Annotated in this window: 22 protein-coding genes; 6 read left to right on the top strand and 16 right to left on the bottom strand. The window is 73.1% G+C overall.

Going from position 1 to position 24,395, the window contains the following annotated elements; all coding sequences use genetic code 11:
• Positions 1 to 64 precede the first annotated feature (64 nt).
• Entirely contained in the window at positions 65 to 3,463 is a 3,399-nt protein-coding gene (locus ACZ6R9_RS23210; RefSeq protein ID WP_465540040.1) for a tetratricopeptide repeat protein, read from the top strand.
• A 146-nt stretch (positions 3,464 to 3,609) separates the two neighbouring features.
• Here the strand turns inward: ACZ6R9_RS23210 and moaA are convergent, their stop codons facing one another.
• The 4 genes from moaA to ACZ6R9_RS23190 form a co-directional block, all read right to left on the bottom strand.
• Positions 3,610 to 4,599 carry a GTP 3',8-cyclase MoaA gene (gene moaA, locus ACZ6R9_RS23205; protein WP_380486121.1) on the bottom strand — a complete coding sequence of 330 codons (990 nt, stop codon included), beginning with the start codon at positions 4,597 to 4,599 and terminating at the stop codon, positions 3,610 to 3,612.
• An 83-nt stretch (positions 4,600 to 4,682) separates the two neighbouring features.
• The gene (locus ACZ6R9_RS23200) at positions 4,683 to 6,296 is read right to left on the bottom strand and encodes a solute symporter family protein (protein WP_465540038.1); all 1,614 of its coding nucleotides are present in this window, start codon (positions 6,294 to 6,296) and stop codon (positions 4,683 to 4,685) included.
• Entirely contained in the window at positions 6,293 to 6,652 is a 360-nt protein-coding gene (locus ACZ6R9_RS23195; protein ID WP_465540036.1) for a DUF485 domain-containing protein, read from the bottom strand. Before ACZ6R9_RS23195 ends, ACZ6R9_RS23200 begins: the two co-directional genes overlap by 4 nt.
• Before the next feature lie 200 nt (positions 6,653 to 6,852).
• On the bottom strand, positions 6,853 to 7,896 hold the full coding sequence (locus tag ACZ6R9_RS23190) for a zinc-dependent alcohol dehydrogenase family protein (RefSeq protein WP_380486115.1): 1,044 nt from the start codon (positions 7,894 to 7,896) through the stop codon (positions 6,853 to 6,855).
• Positions 7,897 to 8,018: 122 nt separating this feature from the next.
• Between ACZ6R9_RS23190 and ACZ6R9_RS23185 the strand changes: the two genes are divergently transcribed.
• Positions 8,019 to 8,999, top strand: a complete 981-nt coding sequence (locus tag ACZ6R9_RS23185) for a DEDDh family exonuclease (protein ID WP_380486112.1) — start codon at positions 8,019 to 8,021, stop codon at positions 8,997 to 8,999.
• 22 nt (positions 9,000 to 9,021) lie between these two features.
• Positions 9,022 to 9,828, top strand: coding sequence for an SURF1 family cytochrome oxidase biogenesis protein (locus tag ACZ6R9_RS23180; protein ID WP_465540034.1), 807 nt, complete (start codon positions 9,022 to 9,024; stop codon positions 9,826 to 9,828).
• A 69-nt stretch (positions 9,829 to 9,897) separates the two neighbouring features.
• Here the strand turns inward: ACZ6R9_RS23180 and ACZ6R9_RS23175 are convergent, their stop codons facing one another.
• Positions 9,898 to 12,174, bottom strand: coding sequence for a SpoIIE family protein phosphatase (locus ACZ6R9_RS23175; protein ID WP_380486108.1), 2,277 nt, complete (start codon positions 12,172 to 12,174; stop codon positions 9,898 to 9,900).
• A gap of 182 nt (positions 12,175 to 12,356) precedes the next feature.
• On the opposite strand from ACZ6R9_RS23175, the gene ACZ6R9_RS23170 reads away from it, so the two are divergent.
• Entirely contained in the window at positions 12,357 to 13,112 is a 756-nt protein-coding gene (locus tag ACZ6R9_RS23170) for an SDR family oxidoreductase (RefSeq protein WP_465540032.1), read from the top strand.
• A 182-nt stretch (positions 13,113 to 13,294) separates the two neighbouring features.
• On the opposite strand, the gene ACZ6R9_RS23165 is transcribed toward ACZ6R9_RS23170, so the two are convergent.
• The 9 genes from ACZ6R9_RS23165 to ACZ6R9_RS23125 form a co-directional block, all read right to left on the bottom strand.
• The gene (locus tag ACZ6R9_RS23165; protein ID WP_465540030.1) at positions 13,295 to 13,927 is read right to left on the bottom strand and encodes an Asp23/Gls24 family envelope stress response protein; all 633 of its coding nucleotides are present in this window, start codon (positions 13,925 to 13,927) and stop codon (positions 13,295 to 13,297) included.
• Positions 13,924 to 14,511, bottom strand: coding sequence for a DUF6286 domain-containing protein (locus ACZ6R9_RS23160; protein ID WP_465540029.1), 588 nt, complete (start codon positions 14,509 to 14,511; stop codon positions 13,924 to 13,926). The genes ACZ6R9_RS23165 and ACZ6R9_RS23160 overlap by 4 nt, the downstream gene beginning before the upstream one ends.
• The gene (locus tag ACZ6R9_RS23155; protein ID WP_380486100.1) at positions 14,508 to 14,852 is read right to left on the bottom strand and encodes a hypothetical protein; all 345 of its coding nucleotides are present in this window, start codon (positions 14,850 to 14,852) and stop codon (positions 14,508 to 14,510) included. Before ACZ6R9_RS23155 ends, ACZ6R9_RS23160 begins: the two co-directional genes overlap by 4 nt.
• Entirely contained in the window at positions 14,852 to 15,043 is a 192-nt protein-coding gene (locus ACZ6R9_RS23150; RefSeq protein ID WP_380486098.1) for a hypothetical protein, read from the bottom strand. The genes ACZ6R9_RS23155 and ACZ6R9_RS23150 overlap by 1 nt, the downstream gene beginning before the upstream one ends.
• Before the next feature lie 46 nt (positions 15,044 to 15,089).
• The gene (locus ACZ6R9_RS23145; protein WP_380486096.1) at positions 15,090 to 15,572 is read right to left on the bottom strand and encodes an Asp23/Gls24 family envelope stress response protein; all 483 of its coding nucleotides are present in this window, start codon (positions 15,570 to 15,572) and stop codon (positions 15,090 to 15,092) included.
• A 261-nt stretch (positions 15,573 to 15,833) separates the two neighbouring features.
• Positions 15,834 to 16,634, bottom strand: a complete 801-nt coding sequence (locus ACZ6R9_RS23140) for an enoyl-CoA hydratase/isomerase family protein (protein ID WP_465540026.1) — start codon at positions 16,632 to 16,634, stop codon at positions 15,834 to 15,836.
• A gap of 300 nt (positions 16,635 to 16,934) precedes the next feature.
• On the bottom strand, positions 16,935 to 17,168 hold the full coding sequence (locus ACZ6R9_RS23135; protein ID WP_014138756.1) for a helix-turn-helix domain-containing protein: 234 nt from the start codon (positions 17,166 to 17,168) through the stop codon (positions 16,935 to 16,937).
• 340 nt (positions 17,169 to 17,508) lie between these two features.
• Positions 17,509 to 19,107 carry a ribosomal protection-like ABC-F family protein gene (abc-f, locus tag ACZ6R9_RS23130; RefSeq protein WP_380486092.1) on the bottom strand — a complete coding sequence of 533 codons (1,599 nt, stop codon included), beginning with the start codon at positions 19,105 to 19,107 and terminating at the stop codon, positions 17,509 to 17,511.
• A gap of 153 nt (positions 19,108 to 19,260) precedes the next feature.
• Positions 19,261 to 20,172 (bottom strand): PQQ-binding-like beta-propeller repeat protein, encoded by a 912-nt coding sequence (locus ACZ6R9_RS23125; RefSeq protein ID WP_380486090.1) that lies wholly within the window; start codon positions 20,170 to 20,172, stop codon positions 19,261 to 19,263.
• Between the two features lie 189 nt (positions 20,173 to 20,361).
• Here ACZ6R9_RS23125 and ypfJ point away from each other — a divergent pair, with 189 nt between their 5' ends.
• Both ypfJ and ACZ6R9_RS23115 read left to right on the top strand, forming a co-directional pair.
• On the top strand, positions 20,362 to 21,243 hold the full coding sequence (ypfJ, locus tag ACZ6R9_RS23120) for a KPN_02809 family neutral zinc metallopeptidase (RefSeq protein ID WP_465540023.1): 882 nt from the start codon (positions 20,362 to 20,364) through the stop codon (positions 21,241 to 21,243).
• Positions 21,244 to 21,347: 104 nt separating this feature from the next.
• Entirely contained in the window at positions 21,348 to 22,433 is a 1,086-nt protein-coding gene (locus tag ACZ6R9_RS23115; RefSeq protein ID WP_465540021.1) for a glycoside hydrolase family 26 protein, read from the top strand.
• On the opposite strand, the gene ACZ6R9_RS23110 is transcribed toward ACZ6R9_RS23115, so the two are convergent.
• Together ACZ6R9_RS23110 and ACZ6R9_RS23105 are read right to left on the bottom strand one after the other, a co-directional pair.
• Positions 22,410 to 23,588, bottom strand: a complete 1,179-nt coding sequence (locus ACZ6R9_RS23110; RefSeq protein ID WP_465540019.1) for a GNAT family N-acetyltransferase — start codon at positions 23,586 to 23,588, stop codon at positions 22,410 to 22,412. The two genes, ACZ6R9_RS23115 and ACZ6R9_RS23110, sit on opposite strands and share 24 nt — an antisense overlap.
• Positions 23,585 to 24,229 carry a Wzz/FepE/Etk N-terminal domain-containing protein gene (locus tag ACZ6R9_RS23105; protein ID WP_465540017.1) on the bottom strand — a complete coding sequence of 215 codons (645 nt, stop codon included), beginning with the start codon at positions 24,227 to 24,229 and terminating at the stop codon, positions 23,585 to 23,587. Before ACZ6R9_RS23105 ends, ACZ6R9_RS23110 begins: the two co-directional genes overlap by 4 nt.
• Positions 24,230 to 24,395 lie beyond the last annotated feature (166 nt).

Below are 24,395 nucleotides of genomic sequence, written 5' to 3'. Positions count from 1 at the left end.
CACCCAGTAGCGTGGTCTGCGTTTCGATGCTTGGGGGGATGCGGTGTCTCGTGGTGCAAGGCGAATGTCCCGGGCGGAGGCGCTGCGCCGCCGCGTCGACTCCCAGTTCGTCGGACGCCGGGCCCAACTCGCCCTGTTCGCCGACAACCTCCGCAAGAATCCCGACCCGGAGGCCGGGCCCGACCCCGCCGACTTCCTGTTCCACGTCCGGGGCGTCGGCGGCATCGGCAAGTCCACCCTGATCGCCCAGTGGCGGGAGACGGCCCGCCGGACGGGCGGGCGCACCGCGCTCATCGACGACACCGACGTGCAGGGCATCGACACCGCACTGGCCGCACTCGCCGCCCAACTCGCCTCGCCCGAGGCCCCGTTCAAGGACTTCGACCGGGCCCTGGAACAGCACCGGCGGGCCCAGGCCACCCCCACCGACCTGCCGTCGCTGCCCGCCCGGGTGGTCGCCCACGCCGCCCTCGGCGCGGCCAACACCCTCGCTCCCGGCTCCGCCGCCTTCACCACCCCCGAGACCGTCGCCGAGAGCACCGACCGGCTGATCGCCGCCGTCCGCCGCCGCCGGCCCACCGGCGACTCCGAACTCGCCGCCCTCAGCCGGGCGTTCGTCACCGAACTGGCCCGCCTCTGCGAACGTGAGTCCTCCCCCTGGGTGGTGCTCTTCCTCGACACCTGGGAGATCACCGGCCGCCACCTCGACGGCTGGCTCCGCGAGTTGATCGACGGCGCGTACGGTGATCTCCCGCTCGAAGTGATCATCGTGCTGGCCGGCCGCGACGAACTCGCCGAACGCGACTGGGCCCGCCTGCGCCCCGCCGTGGTGGACGTCAGCCTTGACGCCTTCACCGAGCAGGAGGCCCGCGACCTCCTCGCCAGCCGCGGCGTGCGCTCCCCCGACGCGATCGACGCCATCGTCCGGATGTCCCTCGGCCTGCCCCTGCTGCTGGCCCTGCTCGCGGGCACCGACCCGCACTCCGCCGAGGAGGTCGCCGACGCCGGAACGGACGCCGTGGACAAGGCAGTTCAGCGCTTCCTGCAGTGGATCCCCGAACCTGCCCTCCGCGAGACCGTCCTCGCCGCCGCCCTCCCGCCCCGCCTCGACCGCGACCTCTTCTGCCTCGCCGTGGACGACCCGACCGCCCCCGGCTGGGACTGGCTCCTCGACCAGCCCTTCGTCACCGGCCACGGCGACGCCCACCAGTACCACGCCGTCGTCCGCGCCAGCTTCCTCCGGCGCCACCGCATCCGCGACCCGCACGCCTGGCACGACGGCCACACCCGCCTCGCCCGGCACCACACGGCCGCCCGCGAAGCCCTCCAGGCCGAGCTCCCGCCGTCCCGGCTCCGCAGCAACGCCCGCTGGCTCCGCCACCTCCTCGACGAGACCTACCACCTGCTCTGCACCGCCCCGACCACCCAGCTGCCGCCGGCGCTCCACCGCCTCGCGGAGGCCGCCGACCACTCCCCCGACTCCCTCACCGCCTGGGCCGAACTCCTCACCCTGGCCGCCCGCGACACCGCCGACGCCGACCTCACCCGCTGGTCCGAGCAGCTGCACGCCGCCCTCACCACCCCCGACCCGGCCGAGACCGTGCTCACCGCCCTGGCCGCCCCCGGCCTGCCCGCCCGCCTCCGGGCCCGGGCGCTGACCGGGCAGGGCCACCGGTCGAGCCAGCGGGGCGAGGACCCCGAGGCCCTCGTCCTGCTGGACCAGGCCCTGCTGCTCGCCCCCGACCTGCTGCCCGCACTGATCCAGCGCGGCCGGGTGCACTGCTACCTCGGCCACCACGACCTGGCACTGGCCGACCTGGACGCGGCGCTCGCCCGCACCCCGTTCGCCGCCGAGGTGCTCGCGGCCCGCGAGCACCCGGACCGTCTGGCGGCCGCCGTCTCCGACCGCGCGGCGACCGTGGCCGCCAGGCTGGAACCCGCCGACGCCTTCTACTTCCGGGGCTGGGTCCTGCGCCTGGTCGGCCGACTGGACGAGGCGCTGGCCGACCTCGACGCCGCCCTGGTCCTCGACCCGGAGGACAGTTGGACACTGTCCGAACGCGGCCAGGTGCACCACACGGCAGGCCGGTTCGACCATGCGATCGCCGACTTCACCGCCGCCCTCGCCCTCGAACCCGAGCACAGCTCGGCCCTGATCCACCGCGGCCAGGCCCAGCGCGCGGCGCACCGGATCGACCTCGCCATCGGCGACTTCGACGCCGCCCTCGCCCTCGACCCCTCCAACGCCTGGGCCCTGTGCGAACGCGGCATCACCCACCGACTCGCCGACCGCCCGGAACAGGCGATCAGCGACTTCACCGCCGCGCTCTCCGCCAACCCCGGCTACGTCTGGGCCCTGAGCGAACGCGGCAAGACGCACTACCAATCAGGCCGGCTCTCCCACGCGGTCGCCGACCTGGACGCCGCCCTCGCGCTCGACCCCGGCAACCCCATCGTTCTGCGCGACCGCGGCGAGGCGCACAGCCGGGCGGGACGGTACGGCCAGGCCGTCGCCGATTTCACCGCCGCCATCGCCCTCAACCCCAACGACTTCATCACCCTGGTCTGGCGAGGCCGCACCCACTGCCGGCAGGGCCATCTCGACCTGGCCCTCCTCGACCTCGACGCGGCGCTCGCCATCAACCCCGCCGATCCCTGGGCCTACTTCTACCGCGGCGAGATCCATCAGGACGCGACCCGCCACCCGGAGGCGATCGCCGACTTCACCGCCGCCGTCGCCATCGACCCACAGCACATCTGGGCGCTGCTGCACCGCGCGAAGTCGCACCGGCAAACCGGCAGCCTCGACCAGGCGTCCGCCGACCTCGACACCGCCCTCACCATCGACCCCCGCTTCCACTGGGCCCTCCTCGAACGCGCCCACCTGCACCGACAGACCGGCCGCCACGACCTGGCCCTCACCGACTTCGACGCCGCCCTCACCATCGAGCCCGACTCCCCCTGGGTGCTGCGCGACCGCGCCGAACTCCACCGCCGCGCGGGCCGCCTCGACGCAGCCGTCACCGATCTCAGGGCGTCCCTCGCACTCGCGCCCTACGAGATCGGCACCCACTGCGCCCTCGTCGCGGTGCTCCGCCGACAGGGCGAGTGGCAATCCGCCCGGGAAGCCCTGGACCAGGCCGCCCGCCTGGAACCGACCGCCCCCGGCGTACTCCGCGAAGAGGCCATCACACAGCTGTACGAGCACGGCCGCGAGGCCGCCACCCCGGCCTGGGACGCGCTGCTGGCCGCAGTCCCACCCACCCTCGCGGCCTCCCGGGCGGCCCTGGCGGTGCTGCACGCGGTGGCCGTCCAGGACGGCGAACTCGGCCCCCCAACAGCCGAGTTCCTCGCCGTCCCGAACGCCCCCGACACCCACGACACCCTCCGCGAATACCTCCACGAACTGACCACCTCCCCAGCCGCCACCCGCGCCGCCACCGCACTCGACCTGCTCGGATAGCCGCAGCCGCGCAGATTCCGCGGCTTCGTCGTGGTCCGCGAAAACGGCGAGCACGCACCGCGCAGCGACGTTGGAGCTGCTGCGTCAGGCGGGCGGGCTGGAACCCGGCGCTTCCGCGCAACGCTGATCAGCCGCCACCTGCGGGGCTAGCCGCCGATCGCCGACATCGGCCGGTCGGGCTGGAGGAACTCCGGGGCGTCGATGCCCGCGCCGGCCTTCTTGCCCCACATCGCGGCGCGCCACAGCTCGGCCAGCTCCGCGTCGCTCGCGCCGGAGCGCAGCGCGCCGCGCAGGTCGGTCTCGCCGGTCGCGAACAGGCAGTTGCGGATCTGGCCGTCGGCGGTGAGGCGGGTGCGGTCGCAGGCGCGGCAGAACGGGCGGGTGACGGAGGCGATGACACCGACCGTCGCGGGGCCGCCGTCCACCAGCCAGCGTTCGGCGGGGGCGGCGCCGCGCACCGAGGACGGTTCGGGGGTGAGGATGAAGCGTGTACGCAGCAGCGCGAGGATCTCCTCGGCGGTGACCATCTGCGAACGGTCCCAGCCGTGTTGGGCGTCCAGCGGCATCTGTTCGATGAACCGCAGCTGGTAGCGGTGCTCGATCGCCCAGGCCAGCAGGTCGGCCGCCTCGTGGTCGTTGACGCCGCGCATCAGCACGGCGTTGAGCTTGACCGGCCGCAGCCCGGCTGCCTCGGCCGCCATCAGCCCGTCCAGGACGTCCTGGTGGCGGCGGCGGCGGGTCAGCCGGACGAAGGTCTCGGGGTTCAGGGTGTCGATCGAGACGTTGACCCGGTCGACTCCGGCGTCCCGCAGGGAAGCAGCCACCCGGGCGAGGCCTATGCCGTTGGTGGTGAGGGAGATCTCGGGGCGCGGGTCGAGCGCCGCGCACGCCGTGATGACGGAGACCAGCCCGGGCCGCAGCAGCGGTTCGCCGCCGGTGAACCGGACCTCCCGCACGCCGAGCGAACCGACCGCCAGGCCGACCAGCCGGACGATCTCCTCGTCCGTGAGCAGTTCGGGCTTGCCGAGCCAGTTCAGGCCCTCTTCGGGCATGCAGTAGGTGCAGCGCAGGTTGCACCGGTCGGTGAGGGAGACCCGCAGGTCGACGGCCTGTCGTCCGTAGGTGTCGAGGAGCATCCCGGTCCCGCCCTTCCTCGGAGGCCGTACCGGCCCGGCCGCCGGTCGGCAGCCGGGCCAGCTTAACCGGGCCGCGATCGGGGTCAGTCGGCGCCGAGCCCGGTGAGCGAACGGACCTCCAGTTCGGCGTACTTCGCGGGGTCGGCCTTCTCGCGGGCCAGCCAGGTGCCGATCGCGCCGGCCAGGAAGCCGACCGGGATGGAGACCAGGCCGGGGTTCTCCAGCGGGAACCAGTGGAAGTCGCTGTGCGGGAAGAGCGAGGTCTTGGCGTTGCCGGAGACCACCGGGGAGAAGATCACCAGGGTGACGGAGGTGATCAGGCCCGCGTAGGTGGCCCAGACCGCGCCGACGGTGGTGAACCGCTTCCAGAACAGCGAGTACAGCAGGGTGGGCAGGTTGGCGGAGGCGGCGACCGCGAAGGCCAGCGCGACCAGGGCGGCGGCGTTCAGCTTGTCGGCGAAGATCGCCAGCACGATGGCGATGGCACCGATCGCGACGGCGGCGAGTTTGGCGCTGGCGACCTCCTCCTTCTCGCTCGCCTTCCCGCGCCGGATCACGTTGGCCCAGAGGTCGTGGGCGAAGGACGAGGAAGAGGCCAGGGTGAGTCCGGCGACCACGGCCAGGATGGTGGCGAACGCGACGGCGGAGATCACCGCGAGCAGCACCGCGCCGCCGGTGGAGCCCGCCCCGCCGCCGAGTTGTTCGGCGAGCAGCGGGGCGGCGGTGTTGCCGGCCGCGTTGGAGGCCTTGATGGTCTTCGGGCCGACCAGCGCGGCGGCGCCGAAGCCGAGGGCGAGCGTCATCAGGTAGAAGACGCCGATGATGCCGATCGCCCAGAGCACGGACTTCCGGGCGGCCTTGGCGGTGGGGACGGTGTAGAAGCGGACCAGGATGTGCGGCAGCCCGGCGGTGCCGAGGACGAGGGCGATGCCGAGGCTGAGGAAGTCGAGTTTGGTGGTGCCGGTGACGCCGTATTTGAGCCCCGGTTCGAGGAAGGCGTGGCCCTTGCCGCTGGCGTCGGCGGCGGCGCCGAGCAGGCTGGACAGGTTGAAGTGGTACTTGGCCAGCACCATGACGGTCATCGTCGCGGCGCCGGCGATCAGCAGCACTGCCTTGACGATCTGCACCCAGGTGGTGCCCTTCATGCCGCCGACGGTCACGTAGATCACCATCAGCGCGCCGACCGCCACGACCGTCCAGCGCTTGGCGCCGTCGCCGCTGACGCCGAGCAGCAGGGCGACCAGCGAGCCGGCGCCGACCATCTGGGCGAGCAGGTAGAAGATCGACACCACGATGGTGGAAATGCCGGCGGCGGTGCGCACGGGGCGCTGGCGCATCCGGAAGGCGAGCGCGTCGGCCATGGTGTAGCGGCCGGAGTTGCGCAGCGGTTCGGCGACCAGGAGCAGCGCGACCAGCCAGGCGACCAGGAAGCCTATGGAGTAGAGGAAGCCGTCGTAGCCGAACAGGGCGATGAGTCCGGCGATGCCGAGGAAGGACGCGGCGGACATGTAGTCGCCGGAGATCGCCAGGCCGTTCTGGAAGCCGGTGAAGGCGCGCCCGCCGGCGTAGAAGTCGGCGGCGTCCTTGGTCTGCCGTCCGGCCCACAGGGTGATGCCGAGGGTGGCGATCACGAAGACCCCGAACAGCGACATGATCAGGGTGCGGTGCTCGCTCGCGGTGCCGGCCAGCTGGATCATTCGGCACTCTCCTCGACAGCGGCGGCAGCGGCAGCAGCAGTGGCGCGCCCCCGGATGGCGGCAGCGGCCGGGTCGAGCCGCCGGCCGGCGTGGCGGGCGTACCGGGCGGCGATGGCGAAGGTGCTGGCGAACTGGAGCAGGCCGAGCACCAGGGCCAGGTTGATGTTGCCTGCCACCTTGGTGCCCATCAGCCCGGGCGCGTAGCAGGAGAGCAGTACGTACAGCAGGTACCAGAGGACGAATCCGGCCGTGACGGGGAAGGCGAAGTTCCGGAAGGAGCTGCGCAGTTGACGGAATTCCGGTGATTCCTCGATGCCGGTGAACGGTTCCGGGGCGGTCTCGGGCGGGGGTGTCACGCAGTGCCTCCTGACGTCTTCGGTGCGACGGACGATCGGATGGGCGTGGGTGCTGTCGTGTGGAGTGCGGAGCATGGTAGATCCGGGGCGGGGCCGCGAGAAGATCCCGTGCACGACCCGGTCGAAAACTGACCGGAAACGCAGGACCGGGGCGGCCCGTCTCGGCCGCCCCGGTCTGACAATCAGTCGATCGAAGGTTCTCAGAAGGCGATGCGCACCTTCAGCGCCGTCCGCTCGTCCATCGCCCGGTAGCCCTCGGGCACGCCGTCCAGGTCCACCGTCCGGTCGAACACCGCGCCCGGGTCGATCGCCCCGGACAGCACGTCGGGCAGCAGCTCGGGGATGTACGCCCGGGCCGGGGCGACGCCGCCGCGCACCGAGACGTTCCGGTCGAACATCTGGCGGATGTCCACGCCCGCGCTGCCGCCGTGCGGCACGCCGACGTAGCCGACCGCGCCGCCGTCGCGGGCGACGGAGATCGCGGTGCGCATCGACTCCTCGGTGCCGACCGCCTCCAGCACGGCGTGCGCGCCCCGGCCGCCGGTCAGTTCGCGCACCGCCTCGATCGCCGCCTCGCCGCGCTCGGGCACCACGTCGGTGGCGCCGAAGCTGCGGGCGATCGCGGTGCGGCCCGCGTGCCGGCCGAGCGCGATGATCCGGCCGGCGCCGAGCCGGTGCGCGGCCAGCACACCGCACAGGCCGACCGCGCCGTCACCAACCACCGCGACGGTCGCGCCGGGCCGCACGCCCGCCGACACCGCCGCGTGGTGCCCGGTCGCCATCACGTCGGACAGTGCCAGCAGGGCCGGCAGCAGCTTCGCGTCACCGGCGGCCTCCTTGGGCAGCTTCACCAGCGTGCCGTCCGCGAACGGCACCCGGACCGCCTCGCCCTGCCCGCCGTCCGAGCCGGGCGCGCCCCAGAACCCGCCGTGCGGGCAGGAGGTCTGCAGGCCCTCGCGGCAGAACTCGCACACGCCGTCCGACCAGACGAACGGGGCCACCACCAGGTCGCCGACTGTGAGATCACGCACCTCGGGACCGACCTCCTCGACGAACCCGAGGAACTCGTGCCCGATCCGCTGCCCGGCCTGCCGCTTGGCCACGCCCCGGTACGCCCACAGGTCGCTTCCGCAGATGCAGGCGTTCAGCACCCGCACCACGGCGTCGGTGGGCCGCTGGATCCGCGGGTCGGGCACCTCCTCGATCCGGATGTCCTGGGGGCCGTGGATCACGGTGGCGCGCATGAGGGTTGTCCTTCGTTGCAGAGGTCGGATGCCGGGTTCGCACCCACTTGCCACTCTAGAACGGCCGTCCGGGTGACCGATCCGGGCGGAGCCGTCCCCCGTTCCCCGTAAAGTGGTGCGCTATGTACGCGCCATTCCCCACCTCGCCGCTCCCGGCACAGCGCACCGGCCCCGGCGGGGGCGCCGGGCGCGGCTTCGCGGTGGTCGACGTGGAGACCACCGGACTCGGGCGCTCGGACCGGGTGATCTCGGCGGGCGTCTACCAGCTCGACCCGGACGGTGAGGTCACCGACCACTGGTACACCCTGGTCAACCCGGAGCGGGATCCCGGCCCGGTGTGGATCCACGGCCTGACCAGCGAGGTCCTGGTGGGCGCGCCGACCTTCCCGGAGGTCGCCGCCGAGTTCGCCGAGCGGCTGCGCGACCGGGTGATGGTCGCGCACAACGCCCTGTTCGACTGGAACATGATCTCCCGCGAGTTCTCCCGGGCCGGTCTGCGCGCCCCCGTCGAGCAGCGGCTGTGCACCATGGTGCTGGCCCGCGACCTGCGGCTGCCCCTGCCGAACGGCAAACTCTCCTCGCTGGCCGCCCACTTCGGGGTCAGCCAGCGCCAGGCCCACCACGCGCTGGACGACGCCCGGGTGCTCGCCGAGGTGTTCCGCCCCTCGCTGGCGCTGGCCCGCAGCGGCGGGGTGCCGCTGCCGCTGACCACCTGCGTGGCCGTCACCGACCTCGGCGAGAGCGCCCCGGCCGGTCCGTCCCGCGGTTCCTGGAGCAGCTCGTACCGGCCCTCCCGCAAGCGCCCCGCCTGCCCGTACCCGAACCCGGGGCGCTGGGCGGACGGCTCGCCGCTGATGCAGGGCATGCGGGTGGCGATCACCGGCGACACCGCCACCGACCGCGAACTGCTGGAGGACCGGATGATCGAGGCGGGCCTGCACATCGCCTCCTCGGTGAGCCGGCTCACCAGCCTGCTGGTCACCAACGAGCCCACCTCGTGGAGCGGCAAGGCCCGCAAGGCCCGCGAATACGGCACCCCGGTGGTCGGCGAGGACGCGTTCCTGCAGCTGCTGCGGGAGGTCGCGCCGCACCCCGGTGCGTGACGCGACGGTAAGGAGGATTAGCGTGCCCGGTGTGTACCGATTCCTGCTGTCCGCGCGCTGGGCGGTCATCGTCCTGCTGGCGCTGGTGCTGATCCCGACCATGATCCGGTTGGGTTTCTGGCAGTACCACCGCCACGAGGCACGGGTGGCCCGCAACGACCTGGTGGCCCGGAACCTGGGCAGCCCGCCGGTCCCCTTCGACTCGCTGTCCTCGCCGGGCTGGGCGGTCCCCGGCGGCGAGGTGTGGCGCACCGTCACCGCACAGGGTCACTACGACACCGCGCACGAGGTGGTCATCCGCGGCCGCACCGAGCCGGGCGGCAGCTCCATCGGCTACTTCGTGATCACCCCGCTGGTGCTGGCCGACGGCAAGGGCTCGGTGCTGGTCAACCGCGGCTGGGTGGAGTCCGGCGAGGGCGCCGCCGACTTCCCCGCCGTCCCCGCCCCGCCGGACGGCGAGGTGACGGTGACCGGGCGGCTGCGCGCCGACGAGACGTACGCCGCGCTGGGCGCGAAGAACCGCGGCGGCCTGCCGGACCGGATGTACAAGGTGATCAACAGCACGGAGCAGGCCAAGTACTCCGGCGCCACCGTGCTCGGCGGCTACCTGGAACTGGCCTCCTCCCAGCCCGCCGCCGGCACCTCCCCGGTGCCGCTCGCCGAGCCCGGCCACACCGACATCGGCCCGCACATGGCGTACGCCATCCAATGGTGGCTGTTCACCACGCTGATCCCGGCCGGCCTGGTGGTGCTGGCCCGCCGCGAGGCCAAGCAGCACGCGGCGCAGCCGGCGACGGCGCAGGACGAACTGGTCGGCGCCACCGGCTGAGCGGTGGCAGGTCGAGGCGCTGCCTCGGCGCCACCGGCTGAGCGGCAGCGCCGGACGGACCGGTCGGCGCTACCAGGTGAGCGGTGGCGGGTCGAGGCGCTGCTCGGCCCAGATGGTCTTGCCGCTGCGGGTGTAGCGGCTGCCCCAGCGTTCGGTGAGCTGGGCGACCAGGTACAGGCCGCGTCCGCCCTCGTCGGTGAGCCGGGCCCGGCGCATCCGCGGCTGGGTGGCGCTCGGGTCGGACACCTCGCAGGTCAGTACCGAGGAGCGGATCAGGCGCACCATCACCGGCCCGCCCGCGTACCGGATCGCGTTGGTGACCAGCTCGCTGAGCACCAGTTCGGTGGTGAACACCAGCTCGCCCAGCCCCCACTGTTCCAGGGTCCGGCTGGCCGCCTCGCGCACCCCGGCGACCGCCGCCGGGTCGGCCTCGATGGTCCAGGCGGCGGTGTCCTCGGCCGGCACCGGGTGCAGCCGGGCCAGCAGCAGCGTGACGTCGTCGCTCTGCCCGGCGGTGGCCATCTCCGCGACGATCGCCCGCCCGGCGGCGGCCAGGTCTCCGCGCAGGTCGGCCTCGCCGAGCAGTGCGGCGAGCTGCGCCATGCCCTCGTCCACGTCGCCGCCGTTGCCGCCCTCGATCAGCCCGTCGGTGTACAGCGCCAGCACGCTGCCGGCCCGCGGCGCGCACTCGGCGGCCTCGAACGGCAGCCCGCCGACGCCCAGCGGCGGCCCGGGGCTGACCGGCAGGTACTCGACCTGCCCGTCGGGGTGGACCAGCGCGGGCGGCGGGTGCCCGGCGCTGGCGGCCTGGCAGATCCCGGCCACCGAGTCGTAGACGGCGTACACGCAGGTCGCCCCGGACGGGTCGGCGACGCCGCGTTCGCGTTCCTCCTCGCTGCCCTCGACCACCAGCTGGGAGACCAGGTCGTCCAGGTGCACCAGCAGTTCGTCGGGTTCCAGGTCCAAGTCGGCGAGGGTGCGCACGGCGGTGCGCAGCCGGCCCATGGTGGCGCTGGCCTGGAGTCCGTGGCCGACCACGTCGCCGGCCACCAGGGCGACCCGGGCGGAGGAGAGCGGGATGACGTCGAACCAGTCGCCGCCGACGCCGGTCGCGGTGTCGGTGGGCCGGTAGACGCTGGCGGTGGTGGCGGCGGGCACGGCGGTCTCGGCGGGCGGCAGCAGGCTGCGCTGGAGTCCGACGGCGGCCCGGTGCTCGCGGGTGTAGCGGCGGGCGTTGTCCAGGGCGAGCGAGGCCCGGGCGGCGATCTCCCGGAGCAGCACCAGGTCCTCGTTCTGGTAGGGGCCGTCGGCGGCGGCGCGGTGGACGGTGACCCGGCCGAGCGGGCCGCTGCGGGCCTGCAGCGGGGCGCTCATCGACGGCGGGTCCTCGACCAGCCCGGCGGGTGTGCCGAGCACCTCCCGGCCGAGTGGGCCGAGCGGGCGGCCGTCGGCGTGCGGGGGCCCGGCCGTGGCGGTGCGGCGGACGGCGAGCCGGCCGTCGGCGTCGGGCTGCGGCTCGTCGCCGGTGAACACGGCCTCGGCGACGTCCACCTCGACCCGGTCGCCGAGCCCGGGAACCAGCACCCCGGCCAGGTCCTCGGCGTTGCCGGCCACCGACAGCGAGCCGCCGACGGCGGCGGTGGCCCGGTGCAGCACGTCGGCCCGCCGCCGGTACCGGTGCAGTTCGGTGACGTCGCCGAACAGCGCGGTCACGCCGATCACGGCGCCGTCCAGGGCCTGCAGGCGGAACGCCTGGATCTCCATCACCGCCCCGGCGCGCGGGTCGTTCAGCGGGCGGATCCGCAGCGCGGTGCGCACCACCGGCTCCCCGGTGGTGACCACGTGCCGCAGGATCGCCTCGGCGGCGTCGGCGTCCTCCGGTTGCAGGTAGTCGTGCAGCTTGGACCCGGCCAGGCCGTCGGGCAGGCCGGTGTACGGCAGCAGGTGGGTGTTGGTGCGCAGCAGCCGCAGGTCGGCGTCGAACACGGCGAGGCCGAGCTGGTCCTGCAGGAACAGCTCCCGGGTGAACGCCTCGTCCTGCCGCCGCCGGGCGACCATGTCGGCGGGGGTGGCCAGCACCAGGGCCCGCACCCCGCCGCCCTCGCCGGCCAGCGGCAGCACCTGGTACGCGACCTCCAGCGGCACCCCGGAGCCGGTGCGCAGCCGGACCTCCCCGGCCCCGCGGCCGAGCACGTACTCCTCCCCTTCGGCGAGCAGTTCGCGGGCGGGCCGGCCGGTGACCTGGGCGGCGTCCAGTGCGAGCAGTTGCTCGGCGGCGGCGGTCCACCCGACGACGCGACCGTCGCCGTCGACCAGGGCGGCCGCGATGCCGTCGATGTTGGGCAACCGCCGACTTTCCATGCGCTGCACCTCGGGTGGGTGGTCCGGTCCCCCCATCTTCGAACGGTTCCCGGCCACGCGCCATCGACACCCGGCCTGCCGCTCACCGTCGGTGACGAACCCGGCGTCCCCGGCCTGCCGGTGGGCCTGCCGTCACCCGTCCGTGCCGACCGGCGAGAATGATCGGCATGGATCTCGGACTCAAGGACAAGGTGTACGTGGTCACCGGCTCGACCCGGGGACTCGGCCACGCCACCGCCGAACAACTGATCGCCGAGGGCGCCCGCGTCGTCGTCACCGGCCGCACCGAAAACTCGGTCGCCACCGCGGCCCGCGCCCTCGGCGACAACGCGTACGGCGTGGTCGCCGACAACGCCGACCCGGCCACCCCGCAACGCCTGATCGACGCCGCGACCAGCCGCTTCGGCGGCTTCGACGGCATGCTGATCAGCGTCGGCGGCCCCGCCGCCGGGCCGGTCGCCACGGCCAGCGACGAGGCCTGGGGCGCGGCGTTCGACTCCGTCTTCCTCGGCGCCCTCCGGCTGGCCCGCGCCGCCGCCGAACGCCTCCCCTCCGGGGGCGTCATCGCCTTCGTCCTCTCCACCTCGGTCCGCCAGCCGATCCCCGGCCTCGGCATCTCCAACGGCCTGCGGCCCGGCCTCGCCATGGCCGCGAAGACCCTCGCCGACGAGCTCGGCCCCCGCGGCATCCGCGTCCTCGGCCTGCTCCCCGGCCGCATCGACACCGACCGCGTCCGCGAACTCGACTCCCTCGCCCCCGACCCCGCAGCCGCACGGGAAGCCGCAACGGCAGGCATCCCCCTCCGCCGCTACGGCACCCCAGCAGAATTCGGCCGCACCGCGGCATTCCTGCTCTCCCCCGCCGCCTCGTACCTCACCGGAGTGATGGTCCCGATCGACGGCGGAGCCACCCGCGGTCTGTAAGCGGGCGAGACCAGGCAGAGCACAACAGGGGCACGCGGAACCGCGCGGGTGCGAACCCAGGGGCGCGGGGAACTGCGCGCAGCGGAAGGCACCCGCCGCAAGATCGCGACACATGGCAATGACCTGCACGTGATCGCGACCTTGCGGACGGGCCTGGCGCTTGTCGCGCAGTTCTCCCGCGATCACCGCACGCGAGGGGTCTTCTTCGTGCGCTCCTTGCGGGGCCGGGCCGCTCGGAGGCGGAGTTCGGCGGGGAGGGCGGCCAGGCCGAGGGAGTGGCGGGCGCGGTCCACCGGGCCGGCGTGATACGCGTGGACCAGGGCGGCGGTGTCGGCGCCGGGGGTGAGCCGCAGGGCGGTGTGCACCGAGGGGCGGCGGGCGGCGCCGGTGACCCGGACGGTGACCCGGTCGACCTCGGGGAGGGCGATGAGCTCCGTCTCGATCGCGTCCTCGACGGCCCGGCTGCGCACGTGCAGCGCGAAGTGCGACTGCCCGGGCGCGGCGGGGGACGGCAGATCGACGCCGGCCGGGCCGCTGCGGCGCAGCTGCGAGAACAGCCACCACAGCCCGCCGATCACGACCAGCGCGGGCACCGCGATCGCCACCGGCCACCACCAGTCGCGGTCGGTCCAGCGGGTGCGGCTTGCGGTACTGAGCACCGGCTGGTCAGGCGAGGTGAGCGGCCACCAGTGCGGAGGGGTGATCCCCAGGTGCCCGTAGACGTCCAGCCCTCCCAGCAGTACCAGTGCTCCGCCGACCAGCAGCAGGGTTCCGACCACGGTCAGGATGGTGCGGTTGACGGTGCGTCGGCTCATCGGGGCGGCTCCAGCTCGGCGAGTTCGCGGCGGTGGTGACGTTCCCGCACCGGTCGGGTACGGACGTCCAGCCGGTGCGGGCCGGCCAGCGGAATCCGGCCCAGCTCGGCCCGCAGGTGACGCTCCACCTCGGCCGGGTCGGTGGCGCCGGTGACTGTCACCCGGGTGCGCCACCGCCCCACCTTCACCTGCCAGGAGTGCAGGTCCGCGTGGTGCTGGGCCTGGAACGAGAGCAGCGCGGCGACGGCGCTGCGGTGGATCGCCGTCCCGCGCGGCTCCAGTGCCAGCCAGCCGCGCAGCCCACGCCGGAACGCCAACCACAGCAGCACCAGCCCGAGCAGCACCGCCCCGGCGGCGAAGCCCAGCACCCACGGGTCGTCGAGGTGCCGGGTCGCCAACTGGTGCGCCAACTCCCGCCGCCACGGCCGGGCCTGGCCACCGGAGCGGACCGCGATCACGTCGTACAGCAGCATCCCGGCGGCCACCACCACGACCGCCACCACCAGCGCCGTCACCACCCCGCGCTCGGACCGCAGCCAACGGACCGCGCTGCGTTTGCGCAGCTCCTTCGCCGTCGCGCTCACCGCAGGCCCGCCGGGTGCAGGCGGTCCACGATCACCTCGGCCGAGGTGACAGTGGTGCCGGTCAGCTCGGCGACCCGCTCGCACGCCGCGTCCCGCGCCGTCCGGGCCAGCGCCGCGACGTCGCACGGGAACGGCAGCTCCACATGCAGCGTGAGCCGGACCCGGCCGTGCACGTACAGCGCCGACGCCTTCGGCTGCGGCCCGGGCTCCGGGCGGCCCCGCCAGGCCGGGGCGAGCGCGTCGGCGGCGGCGCGGGCCGCGATCCGGCGGTACACCCGGTCGGCGATCTGCTCACCACCGCGCTGCGCGGGCGGGCCCGCGACCGCCCCCGAGTACGCCATCAGCGCCGCCGGTCCCGGCCGCGCAGCAACTCACCCAGCTCACCGAGCTCCAGATCCCCCTCGACCACCCGCCCCACCACGAACCCCACCGCCCCGAGCGCCGCGACCAGCAGGAACGCGGCGAATCCGCCGAAGTAGCCCGCGAAGCCGAGGGCCATGCCGGCGAGCATGCCCACCAACGCCAGGTTCATCCGCCACTCCTTCGCAGTCCGTCTCGAAAGGGTCCGTCCCGACAACTCACTGCACCCGCGGGCGCCGCCCGGAGGACGGCTCCTCTTCCTCGACCTCTTCCGGCTCGTCCGGCAGGTGGACGTCGTTCACGGCGATGTTCACCTCGACCACCTCCAGGCCGGTCATCCGCTCGACCGCCTCGATGATGTTCGCCCGCACCTCCGAGGCCAGCCGGGGAATCACCACCCCGTACTCGACCACCAGCGCGATGTCGATGGCGGTCTGCTTCTCGCCGACCTCCGCCTTGATCCCCCGCGCGACACTCGACTTCGACCCCGGCACCCGGTCCCGCATCGCCCCGAACGTCCGCGAGAACCCCGACCCCAACGCATGGATCCCGGCCACCTCACGGGCCGCCATCCCCGCGATCTTCTCCACCACCCCGACCGCGAGCGCCGTCCGCCCACGTTCACCACTCGCCGACACCGGCTGCGCCTCCGACAGGCCCTTCTGCAGATCCGCGGGCGTGGGGGTGTAGGGCTGCGCCATGTCGGGCCTCCTGGGTTCGGATCCAGCTATATCGCAAATCACCCACAACCCTGACATTCCGCCACGCAACACGCGAGCGGGTGCGAACGCAGGTGGGTGCGAACGCAGGTGGGTGCGAAAACAGGGGCGCGGGGAACTGCGCGAGCAAGGAGCGCACGTCTGCAAGGTCGCGATCAGGTGCAAGTCATTGCCCTGCATCGCGATCTTGCCGGTGAGTGCCTTCCGCTGCGCGCAGTTCCCCGCGCCCCTGTCTTCGCGCCCTTACATGCCCGCGAGGTCCCGGAGCCGGCGCGCCTGCGCCTCTCGCTCGGCCGCCCGCTGCTGCTCGTACGTCCGGTCGCCCGCCCCCTGAAGGAGTGCCTTGGTCTCGATGACGGCGTTCCGCGGCGCGGCCAGCAGCGCGGCCGCCAGGTCCTTCGCCGTGGCGCTCAGCTCCGCCGCCGGCACGGCGACGTTCGCGAGGCCGGTGGCGACGGCCTCGTCCGCGCCGACGCGGCGGCCGGTGGCGCAGATTTCCAGGGCGCGGGCGTAGCCGACCAGGTCGGTGAGGGGCTTGGTGCCGGTGAGGTCGGGGACCAGGCCGAGGGAGGTTTCCTTCATGGCGAACTGGACGTCCTCGGCGACGACGCGCAGGTCGCAGGCGAGGGCGAGCTGGAAGCCGGCGCCGACGGCGTGGCCCTGGACGGCGGCGATGGAGATCAGGTCGGTGCGGCGCCACCAGGTGAAGGCTTCCTGGTAGAAGGCGATGGTGGCGTCGAGTTCGGCGTCGGTGGAGGCGGCGAGCTGGAGGAAGCCGGTCTCGCCGGGGATGCCCTCGGGGGTGAACATGGCGCGGTCGAGGCCGGCCGAGAAGGAGGTGCCCTCGGCCTGGAGGAGGGCGACCCGGACGGTGCCGGGCAGGGCGCGGCCGATCGCGGCGAGGGCGCGCCACATGGCGGGGGTCTGGGCGTTGCGGCGCTTGGGGTCGCAGAGCGTGACGGTGGCGAGTTCGCCGTCCAGGTCGAGGCGGACGCCGGCCTGTTCCCACGCGGTGCGGTCGGCGTCGGGGATGTGGGTGGTCATGGCGGTGCTACCTCCAGCGACAGGGCGGGGACGCCCGCCGACCCCGACGGGCTACTGGAGAGTAACAAAGCGCCGGATCCGCGTACAGGAATACCGGTGGAATGCTCAAGAAATGCCCGCGCAAGGAGTGGCGCAAGGGCCCACCCAAGGGCCGCGCAAGGGCCCGGAAACGACGGTCGGCGGCTCGGGAGAACCCGGCCGCCGATCCGTGTGGAACGTCGTGCAGTGACGAGCAGCGTGCTGGTGCAGCATGGGCGGCCGGAGCTGCTCGGAGCGCCGCCCGCCGGAGGTGATGGACCGTCAGGAACCGGCGGCCGCAGCGGCTTTGCCCTTGCCGCGCGTGGCGCCACCGCGACCTCGGAGGTTGACCCCGGACTCGCTGAGCATCCGGTGGACGAAGCCGTAGGAACGGCCCGTCTCCTCCGCGAGGGCGCGAATGCTCGCGCCGGAGTCGTACTTCTTCTTGAGATCGGCCGCGAGCTTCTCACGCGCGGCACCTGTCACCCGGCTGCCCTTTTTCAGAGTCTCGGCCACCCGTGCCTCCTCGTAGAGGTGATCAGTCAGATTCCCATGATCACCCATTGCCAGGCTCCTGGCCACCCATTCGACAAGGTCCGTCACCGGAAAGCGGGCTCGTCCGGTGGTGTTCGCTGCGCACCAGGGCGCTCACGGAGGGTGTGCGCGCCCCTCCGCGATCCGTTCCGGTGAGCGAATCCGCTGCTCAGCCCGCCCGGGCGAGGGGGAAACGGAGCGGGCCCGCAGAGCCAACGGCTGTGCGGGCCCGGGTGTTCCCGGAATGGACGGACGACCAGTTCCCCTCGTACCGACGGCCGACCCGGTGTCTACTCGCCGGTTGCCTCCGGACCGTCGGGGTTCAGGCGAGCGACACCAGGTCGTGGTACGCGGGGCTCCACAGGTCCTCGACGCCGTCGGGGAGCAGGATGATCCGCTCGGGCTGGAGCGCGTCCACCGCGCCCTCGTCGTGGGTGACCAGGACGACCGCGCCGGTGAAGGTGCGCAGCGCGCCGAGGATCTCCTCGCGGCTGGCCGGGTCGAGGTTGTTGGTGGGCTCGTCGAGCAGCAGCACGTTGGCGCTGGAGACCACCAGCGACGCCAGCGCGAGCCGGGTCTTCTCACCGCCGGAGAGCACCCCGGCCGGCTTGTCGACGTCGTCGCCGGAGAACAGGAAGGAACCGAGGATCTTCCGGATCTGCACCAGGTCGGTGTCGGGCGCGGCGGAGCGCATGTTCTCCAGCACGGTGCGCTCGGGGTCGAGCGTCTCGTGCTCCTGGGCGTAGTAGCCGATCTTCAGGCCGTGGCCCGGGATCACCTCACCGGTGTCCGGCTGCTCCACCCCGGCCAGCATCCGCAGCAGGGTGGTCTTGCCGGCGCCGTTGAGGCCGAGGATGACGACCCGGGAGCCGCGGTCGATCGCCAGGCCCACGTCGGTGAAGATCTCCAGCGAGCCGTACGACTTCGACAGGCCCTCGGCCGTCAGCGGGGTCTTGCCGCACGGGGCCGGGTCCGGGAAGCGCAGCTTGGCGACCTTGTCGGACTGGCGGACCTGCTCCAGACCGGAGAGCAGCTTCTCGGCGCGGCGGGCCATGTTCTGCGCGGCAACGGTCTTGGTGGCCTTGGCACGCATCTTGTCGGCCTGCGAATTGAGGGTCGCGGCCTTCTTCTCGGCGTTGGCGCGCTCGCGCTTGCGGCGCTTCTCGTCGTCCTCGCGCTGCTGCTGGTACTGCTTCCAGCCCATGTTGTAGATGTCGATGGCGGAGCGGTTGGCGTCCAGGTAGAAGACCTTGTTGACGACCGTCTCGACCAGGTCGACGTCGTGCGAGATGACGATGAAGCCGCCCTTGTAGGTCTTCAGGAAGTCCCGCAGCCAGGCGATCGAGTCCGCGTCGAGGTGGTTGGTGGGCTCGTCGAGCAGCAGGATGTCGGCGTCCGAGAACAGGATCCGGGCCAGCTCGACGCGGCGGCGCTGACCACCGGACAGGGTGTGCAGCGGCTGGCCGAGGATCCGGTCGGGCAGGCCCAGCGCGGCGGCGATCGTGGCGGCCTCGGCCTCGGCGGCGTAGCCGCCCTTGGTGAGGAACTCGGTCTCCAGCCGGGCGTACTTCTTCATCGCGTTGTCGCGGGTGGCGCCCTTGCCGTTGGCCATCCGCTCCTCGTTCTCGCGCATCTTCTTGAGCACGGTGTCGAGGCCGCGGGCGGACAGGATGCGGTCCCGGGCGAGCACGTCGAGGTCACCGGTACGCGGGTCCTGCGGGAGGTAGCCGACCTCGCCGGAGCTGGTGACGGTGCCACCGGCCGGCAGGCCCTCACCGGCGAGCACCTTGGTGAGCGTGGTCTTGCCCGCGCCGTTGCGGCCGACCAGACCGATACGGTCGCCCGGGGCGATCCGGAAGCTGGCGGACTCGATCAGGATGCGGGCGCCGGCACGGAGCTCCAGGGCGTTCGCGGTAATCATGGCTGGGGTCACTCCTAGACGTGGGTATGGCACTCAGCCATTCGCCTCAGTCTACGGGAGTGCGCGAAACGATTTCCTGGGGCACGGGCGGGAACACCACCAGGGGCGCGTGGGGGTACCTCCCCCGGCGCCCCTGCGTTCGCGCTCCCGGTCTCACTTCTCGCAGGTCGGCGTGGTGGCCGCGAACGGCATCGAGGCGCCGCAGTTGACCTCCCGGGCGCCCCGGGTGGTGTCGTAGACCCAGGTGCCGATCACGGGGCCGTCGTCGATCGCGATCCGGTGGCTGTCCAGCGGGCGCATCTTCACGTCGGGGCCGGTGTTGAGGAAGTTGCCGGGGGCGTTGAGGGCGAACACCATGACGCCGCCGGGCAGTTGTCGGGGGGCGGAGCCGTTGGTGGGCAGGCAGACCCGGGGGACCAGCGCCGCGTCCTCGCTCTGTGCGGTGCGGGCGGGGTCGAAGGTGCAGCCCGCCGGGGGGCGGGAGTTGAAGCGCAGGTCGCCGTCGCGTTCGCGGAAGCCCATCAGCAGGCCGGGGGTGACCACGGTGACGAACGGGTCGGCCTTGGAGTCGGCGGACGGGTGCAGGGCGGCGGCGGCCCGTTCCACCGCGAGCGCCTGGCGCTGCTCCTCGGTGCGGTCGGCCGCGCCGGGCTCGCCGTCGGCGCGCAGCCAGTCGGCCAGGCCGGGGACGCTGCGGTGCCAGCGCACCGAGTGGTCGGCCGGGTTGACCGAGGTGACCATGCCGTCGTCCCAGACCACCGCCGCGTCCTCGCCGACCATGGTCAGGTAGAGCGCGGTGCCGCCGTCGCGGCGGTAGGACCACAGGTGTTCGCCGGTGCTTCTGGAGTAGACCTCCATGCCGGGGCCGACCTTGAGGTTCAGGTCTCCGGTGCTGGCCGACTGGGCGCCAACCGGGGTGGCGTCCGCAGCGCCGGGCACGACTTTGTCCCCGAACGGCTGCGGGCGGTTGGCGTGCGCCGCTGCGCCGGCCGCGAGGACCAGCAGCGCGGCGGCGGCGGGCAGAACCGATCGGGGCGACAGACTGCGCAGCGGATTGAAGGACACGGCCGGAGCGTACCGTCCGACCCCGACGGAATTCAGCTGGATTCGAACGCGCCACGCCGTTGCCGCACCCCTTATACGGTTCCGACACAACCGGTTCCGACCTGCGTCGGCGGGCCGCCTCGCGGCCCGAAGGGGCCGCTAGGGTGCGACTTCGACCGGCCGACGGACTGTTACAGAGGTGAGACAGGGATGGAATTCGACGACGACGCCCAGTTGGACGGCTCGCAGGTGGAGGACCGCCGCGGTATCCCCGGCGGCGCGGTGGCGATCGGCGGCGGCGCGGTCGGCATCGTCGGCCTGATAGTGGCCCTGGTGCTCGGGCTGGACCCGTCCATGTTCAGCAGCTCGCACGGCAGTGGTGGCGCGCCCGCGGCGGGGAAGGCCACCGGCACGCCGCAGACCTCGACGTGCAAGACCGGCGCGGACGCCAACCAGCGGCAGGACTGCCGGATCCTGGCGGTGGTGAACAGCGTGCAGAACTACTGGCAGGGCGAGTTCGCGAACCGCGGCAAGAAGTACTCGCAGGCGGACAGCGTGCTGTTCACCGACCGGGTCCAGACCGCGTGCGGCTCGGCGACCTCGGCGGTCGGGCCGTTCTACTGCCCGGGCGACCACAAGGCCTACTTCGACCTCGGCTTCTTCAACGACATGGGCCGCCAACTGGGCGCCCAGGGCGGCCCGTTCGCCGAGGCGTACGTGGTGGCCCACGAGTACGGGCACCACGTGCAGACCCTGCTCGGCGTCAAGGTCGGCAACGACCGGCAGGGCGCGGACAGCGCCTCGGTGAAGCTCGAACTCCAGGCGGACTGTTACGCGGGCGTGTGGACGCACCACGCCACCACCACCCCGCAGGCGTCCACCGGCCGTCCGCTGATCACCAAGCTGACGGACGACGACATCGCCCGGGCGCTGGATGCCGCCGAGTCGGTCGGCGACGACCGGATCCAGCAGCGCGCCACCGGGAGGACCAACCCGGAGACCTGGACGCACGGTTCCTCGGAGCAGCGAAAGCAGTGGTTCACCACCGGTTACCGGACCGGCGACATGGCCAAGTGCAACACCTTCGGATGACCGTCCGGCCATGACCCGATGGGGTGACATGCGCAATTTCTGATGGTCTGTCAGGTTACGCTCCAGGCGCCGACGTTGTCCCCGAGTCCGTTCGGAGTGAGCCCATGCGCCTCGGCCGTATCACCCTGGCTGCCGCCGCTCTGCTGCTGATGACGACCGCGAGCGTGCCCTCGGGCACGCCGCTCAGCCAGACCGAGCGGCACGCGGTGCTCTCCTCGGACGCCATCCAGCCACGCGGCGCGGCGCCCCGCCCGGTGGTGCAACGGGCCCTGCACGAGGTGCCGTTCGGCGCGTTCGTCGGTTCCTGGAACGAGTACATCCCGAACATCGCGCGGATGGCGTCCTGGCTGAACAACGCCAACATGCAGGTCGGCCACACCTACTTGGCCGGCAACGGCTGGCAGGACATCGAGGGCGAGCCGGTGGTGCTCGGCCTGTGGTCGCAGTGGCGGCAGGCCGACCCGGCCCGGCAACTGGTGCTGGGCGTGCCGATGCTCGTCCCCAACGAGGGGGACGTGCCGGACGCCGAGGTGGCCGCGCTGCTGGCGCGCGGCAACAAGGGCGAGTTCGACCAGCACTTCCTGCGCCTGGCCCGCAAGTTGGTGACGCTGGGCGGGGCCGACACCGTCATCACCCTGGGCTGGGAGATGAACGGCATCACCTACACCTCGCGCTGCCGGCCCGACCCGGGCGCGTGGAAGGCGTACTGGCGGCGAATCGTCGGCGTGATGCGCTCGGTGCCCGGGCAGCACTTCAGCTTCGACTTCACCCCCACCCGCGGGCTGGACGCGATCCCCTGGACGCGCTGCTACCCCGGCGACGACGTGGTCGACATCCTCGGGATGGACAGTTACGACATGCCCGCGGGCGGCACCTTCGACCAGTACGTCAACGAGCCGTACGGGCTGCAGGACCAGGTGGAGTTCGCGGCCAAGCGCGGCAAGCCGGTCTCCTACCCCGAGTGGGGGCTGTTCCGCAACGGCGACAACCCGGAGTACGTGCGCCGGATGGTGGAGTGGATGCGCACCCACAACACCGCTTACCAGACCCTCACCGACTACTGCCCGCACGGCTTCTGGCAGTGCAAGGACAACCCGAAGTCGGCGGAGGTCTACCGGCAGTTGATGTCCGGCTCGTCCGGGGCGGCCGGCCCGGCCCTCGATCCGTCACCGAAGCCTGGCCCGCACTAGCGCCTCCTTCAGCTTCGGCAGCCTGGTCCGCAGCAGCCGGACGGCGGCGGTCCGGGCCCGCACCCGCAGGGCCCGGGCGGCGGCGAACGGGGCGAGCCGGCCGGGGCCGAACACCAGCCGCTGGTTGGGCAGTCGGTCGGGGCGCCAGCGCTGCTTGTACGGCTCCTGACCGCGCAGCAGGCTCAGTTGCGGGATCCCGGCGGCGCGCACCTCGTCCAGGGCGGCGCCGAACAGCAGGCCCGCGATGTCCAGGCGCTCGCGCAGGGCGGGGTGGGCGCCGTACATGTACAGGCCGCCGAACGGGTTGCACAGCAGGATCAGGTCGACCGCGACCAGCTGCCCGTCGAGCTCGAAACGCTGTATGGCCGCCCGGCGGGTGGCCACCAGGGCGGCGGTGGACTCGGTGAGGTGGTGCGCGAAGCGCTCGGTGCGGTGCTCGGGGGTGACCCCGCGGTGCTGCCACTGGAGGCGGTGCAGGCGCAGCAACTCGCGTACGGTGTCCGGGACTTCGTCGGCGGTGGCGGTGTGCACCCGGACCCCGGCCTCGGCGATCCTGCGGAGCTTGCCCCGGCTGCGCTGCGCGCTCTTGCCGGGCAGCCGCTTGAGCAGCTGGTCCATCGGGACGGCGGGCAGGTACTGGCACATCGAGTCGGCGAACCGGTGCCGGCGGCCCGGCCAGTGCGCGAACACCCGTTGCACGGCGGCCTCGGGGTGCACCTCGCGCAGCTCCAGGCTGTGCCAGGGGCGGCGCAGTGGCAGCGCGGCGGCGAGTTCGGCGGCGGCGCGGTCGGCGCAGTCGTCGTCCAGCAGGACGTCGGTGAAGTCGACCAGGCCGCCGCCGAGGTTGGTCAGGCCGCCGAACGGGCCGCAGCGGCGCAGTGCGGCGGCGGCGACCAGCCGGCCGTCGCGGCGAACCAGCACCACGACCAGGGCGCCGGGGCGGCCGTAGCCCTGCCACCAGGAGCGCAGCCAGGGTGCGGCCTGGAAGGAGGTGGCGGTGGAGCAGCGCCGGTACAGGTCGTCCCAGTCGTCGGCGACCTGGTCCAACGCGTCGTCGGCGCGCAGGACTTCGGAGCTCCAGCGGTGGCGGTCGGCGACGGCGTGGTCGGCCTGGGCGGGGACCCGGGCGGTGGCGGGCCGCTGGCGGAGCTTCATCGGTACACCCCTTCGGTCCGCGAGGTCTCGGCCTGAATGGGGAACACGGCGCCGGCGGTGTCGGTGGCGGACGCGGGAGCCCCCTCGGCCTTGCGGCGGGTGAGCATCACCAAGGTGCCGAGCAGCACGCCGGCGGCACCGCCGACCGCGGTGTCCAGCGTGGCGGACGGCGAGGTGGGGGCGTCGGGTGCGGCGGCGGCGGCGAGTTGGACCAGTTTGACGCCGGTCTCCCTGCTGCCCGCGTTGCCGAACGCGATCAGCGAGCGGGCGACCGCGCCGGCGTTCTGCACGGCGTCCTCGGGGCGGGGGCCGGTGCCGGTGATCTCGATCACCGGGGCGTCGGGGGAGGTGGTGCCGCGCACCAGGGCGGCCAGCGTGGCCACCGAGTGGTGGGTCTCGGCGGCGGCGCCGATCAGCACCTGCGGCTGGCCGGTGAGCCGGCCGTACGCCTGGGCGAAGTTGACGGCGTTGGCGTTCTCGCCGGCGCTCTGCGGAACCACCACCACGTAGGCGGAGGAGGCGTAGGAGGGCGGCGAGACGACGGCATAGCCGGCCCCGGCCGCCGCACCGAGCGGGACGGCGAGGGCCATCGGCCACCAGCGGCGGGCCGGCGCGCGGAGGCGGCGGCGCAGTACGGGCATCGGGGGGCTCCAGAGAACGAGGGGAACGGGGTCAGTGGGGACGGGCCGCCACGCCTGGCGGGACGGCGAGGGCCATCGGCCACCAGCGGCGGAACAGCGCACGGGAGCAGCGGCAGAGTGCGGGCATCGGGGAACTCCAGAAAACGAGGTCAGCGGGGACGGGCCG

The sequence above is a fragment of the Kitasatospora sp. NPDC048662 genome (assembly GCF_055587065.1).
Note: the sequence above shows the minus strand (reverse complement) of the source record. Positions and strands in the feature narration are given on the sequence as shown.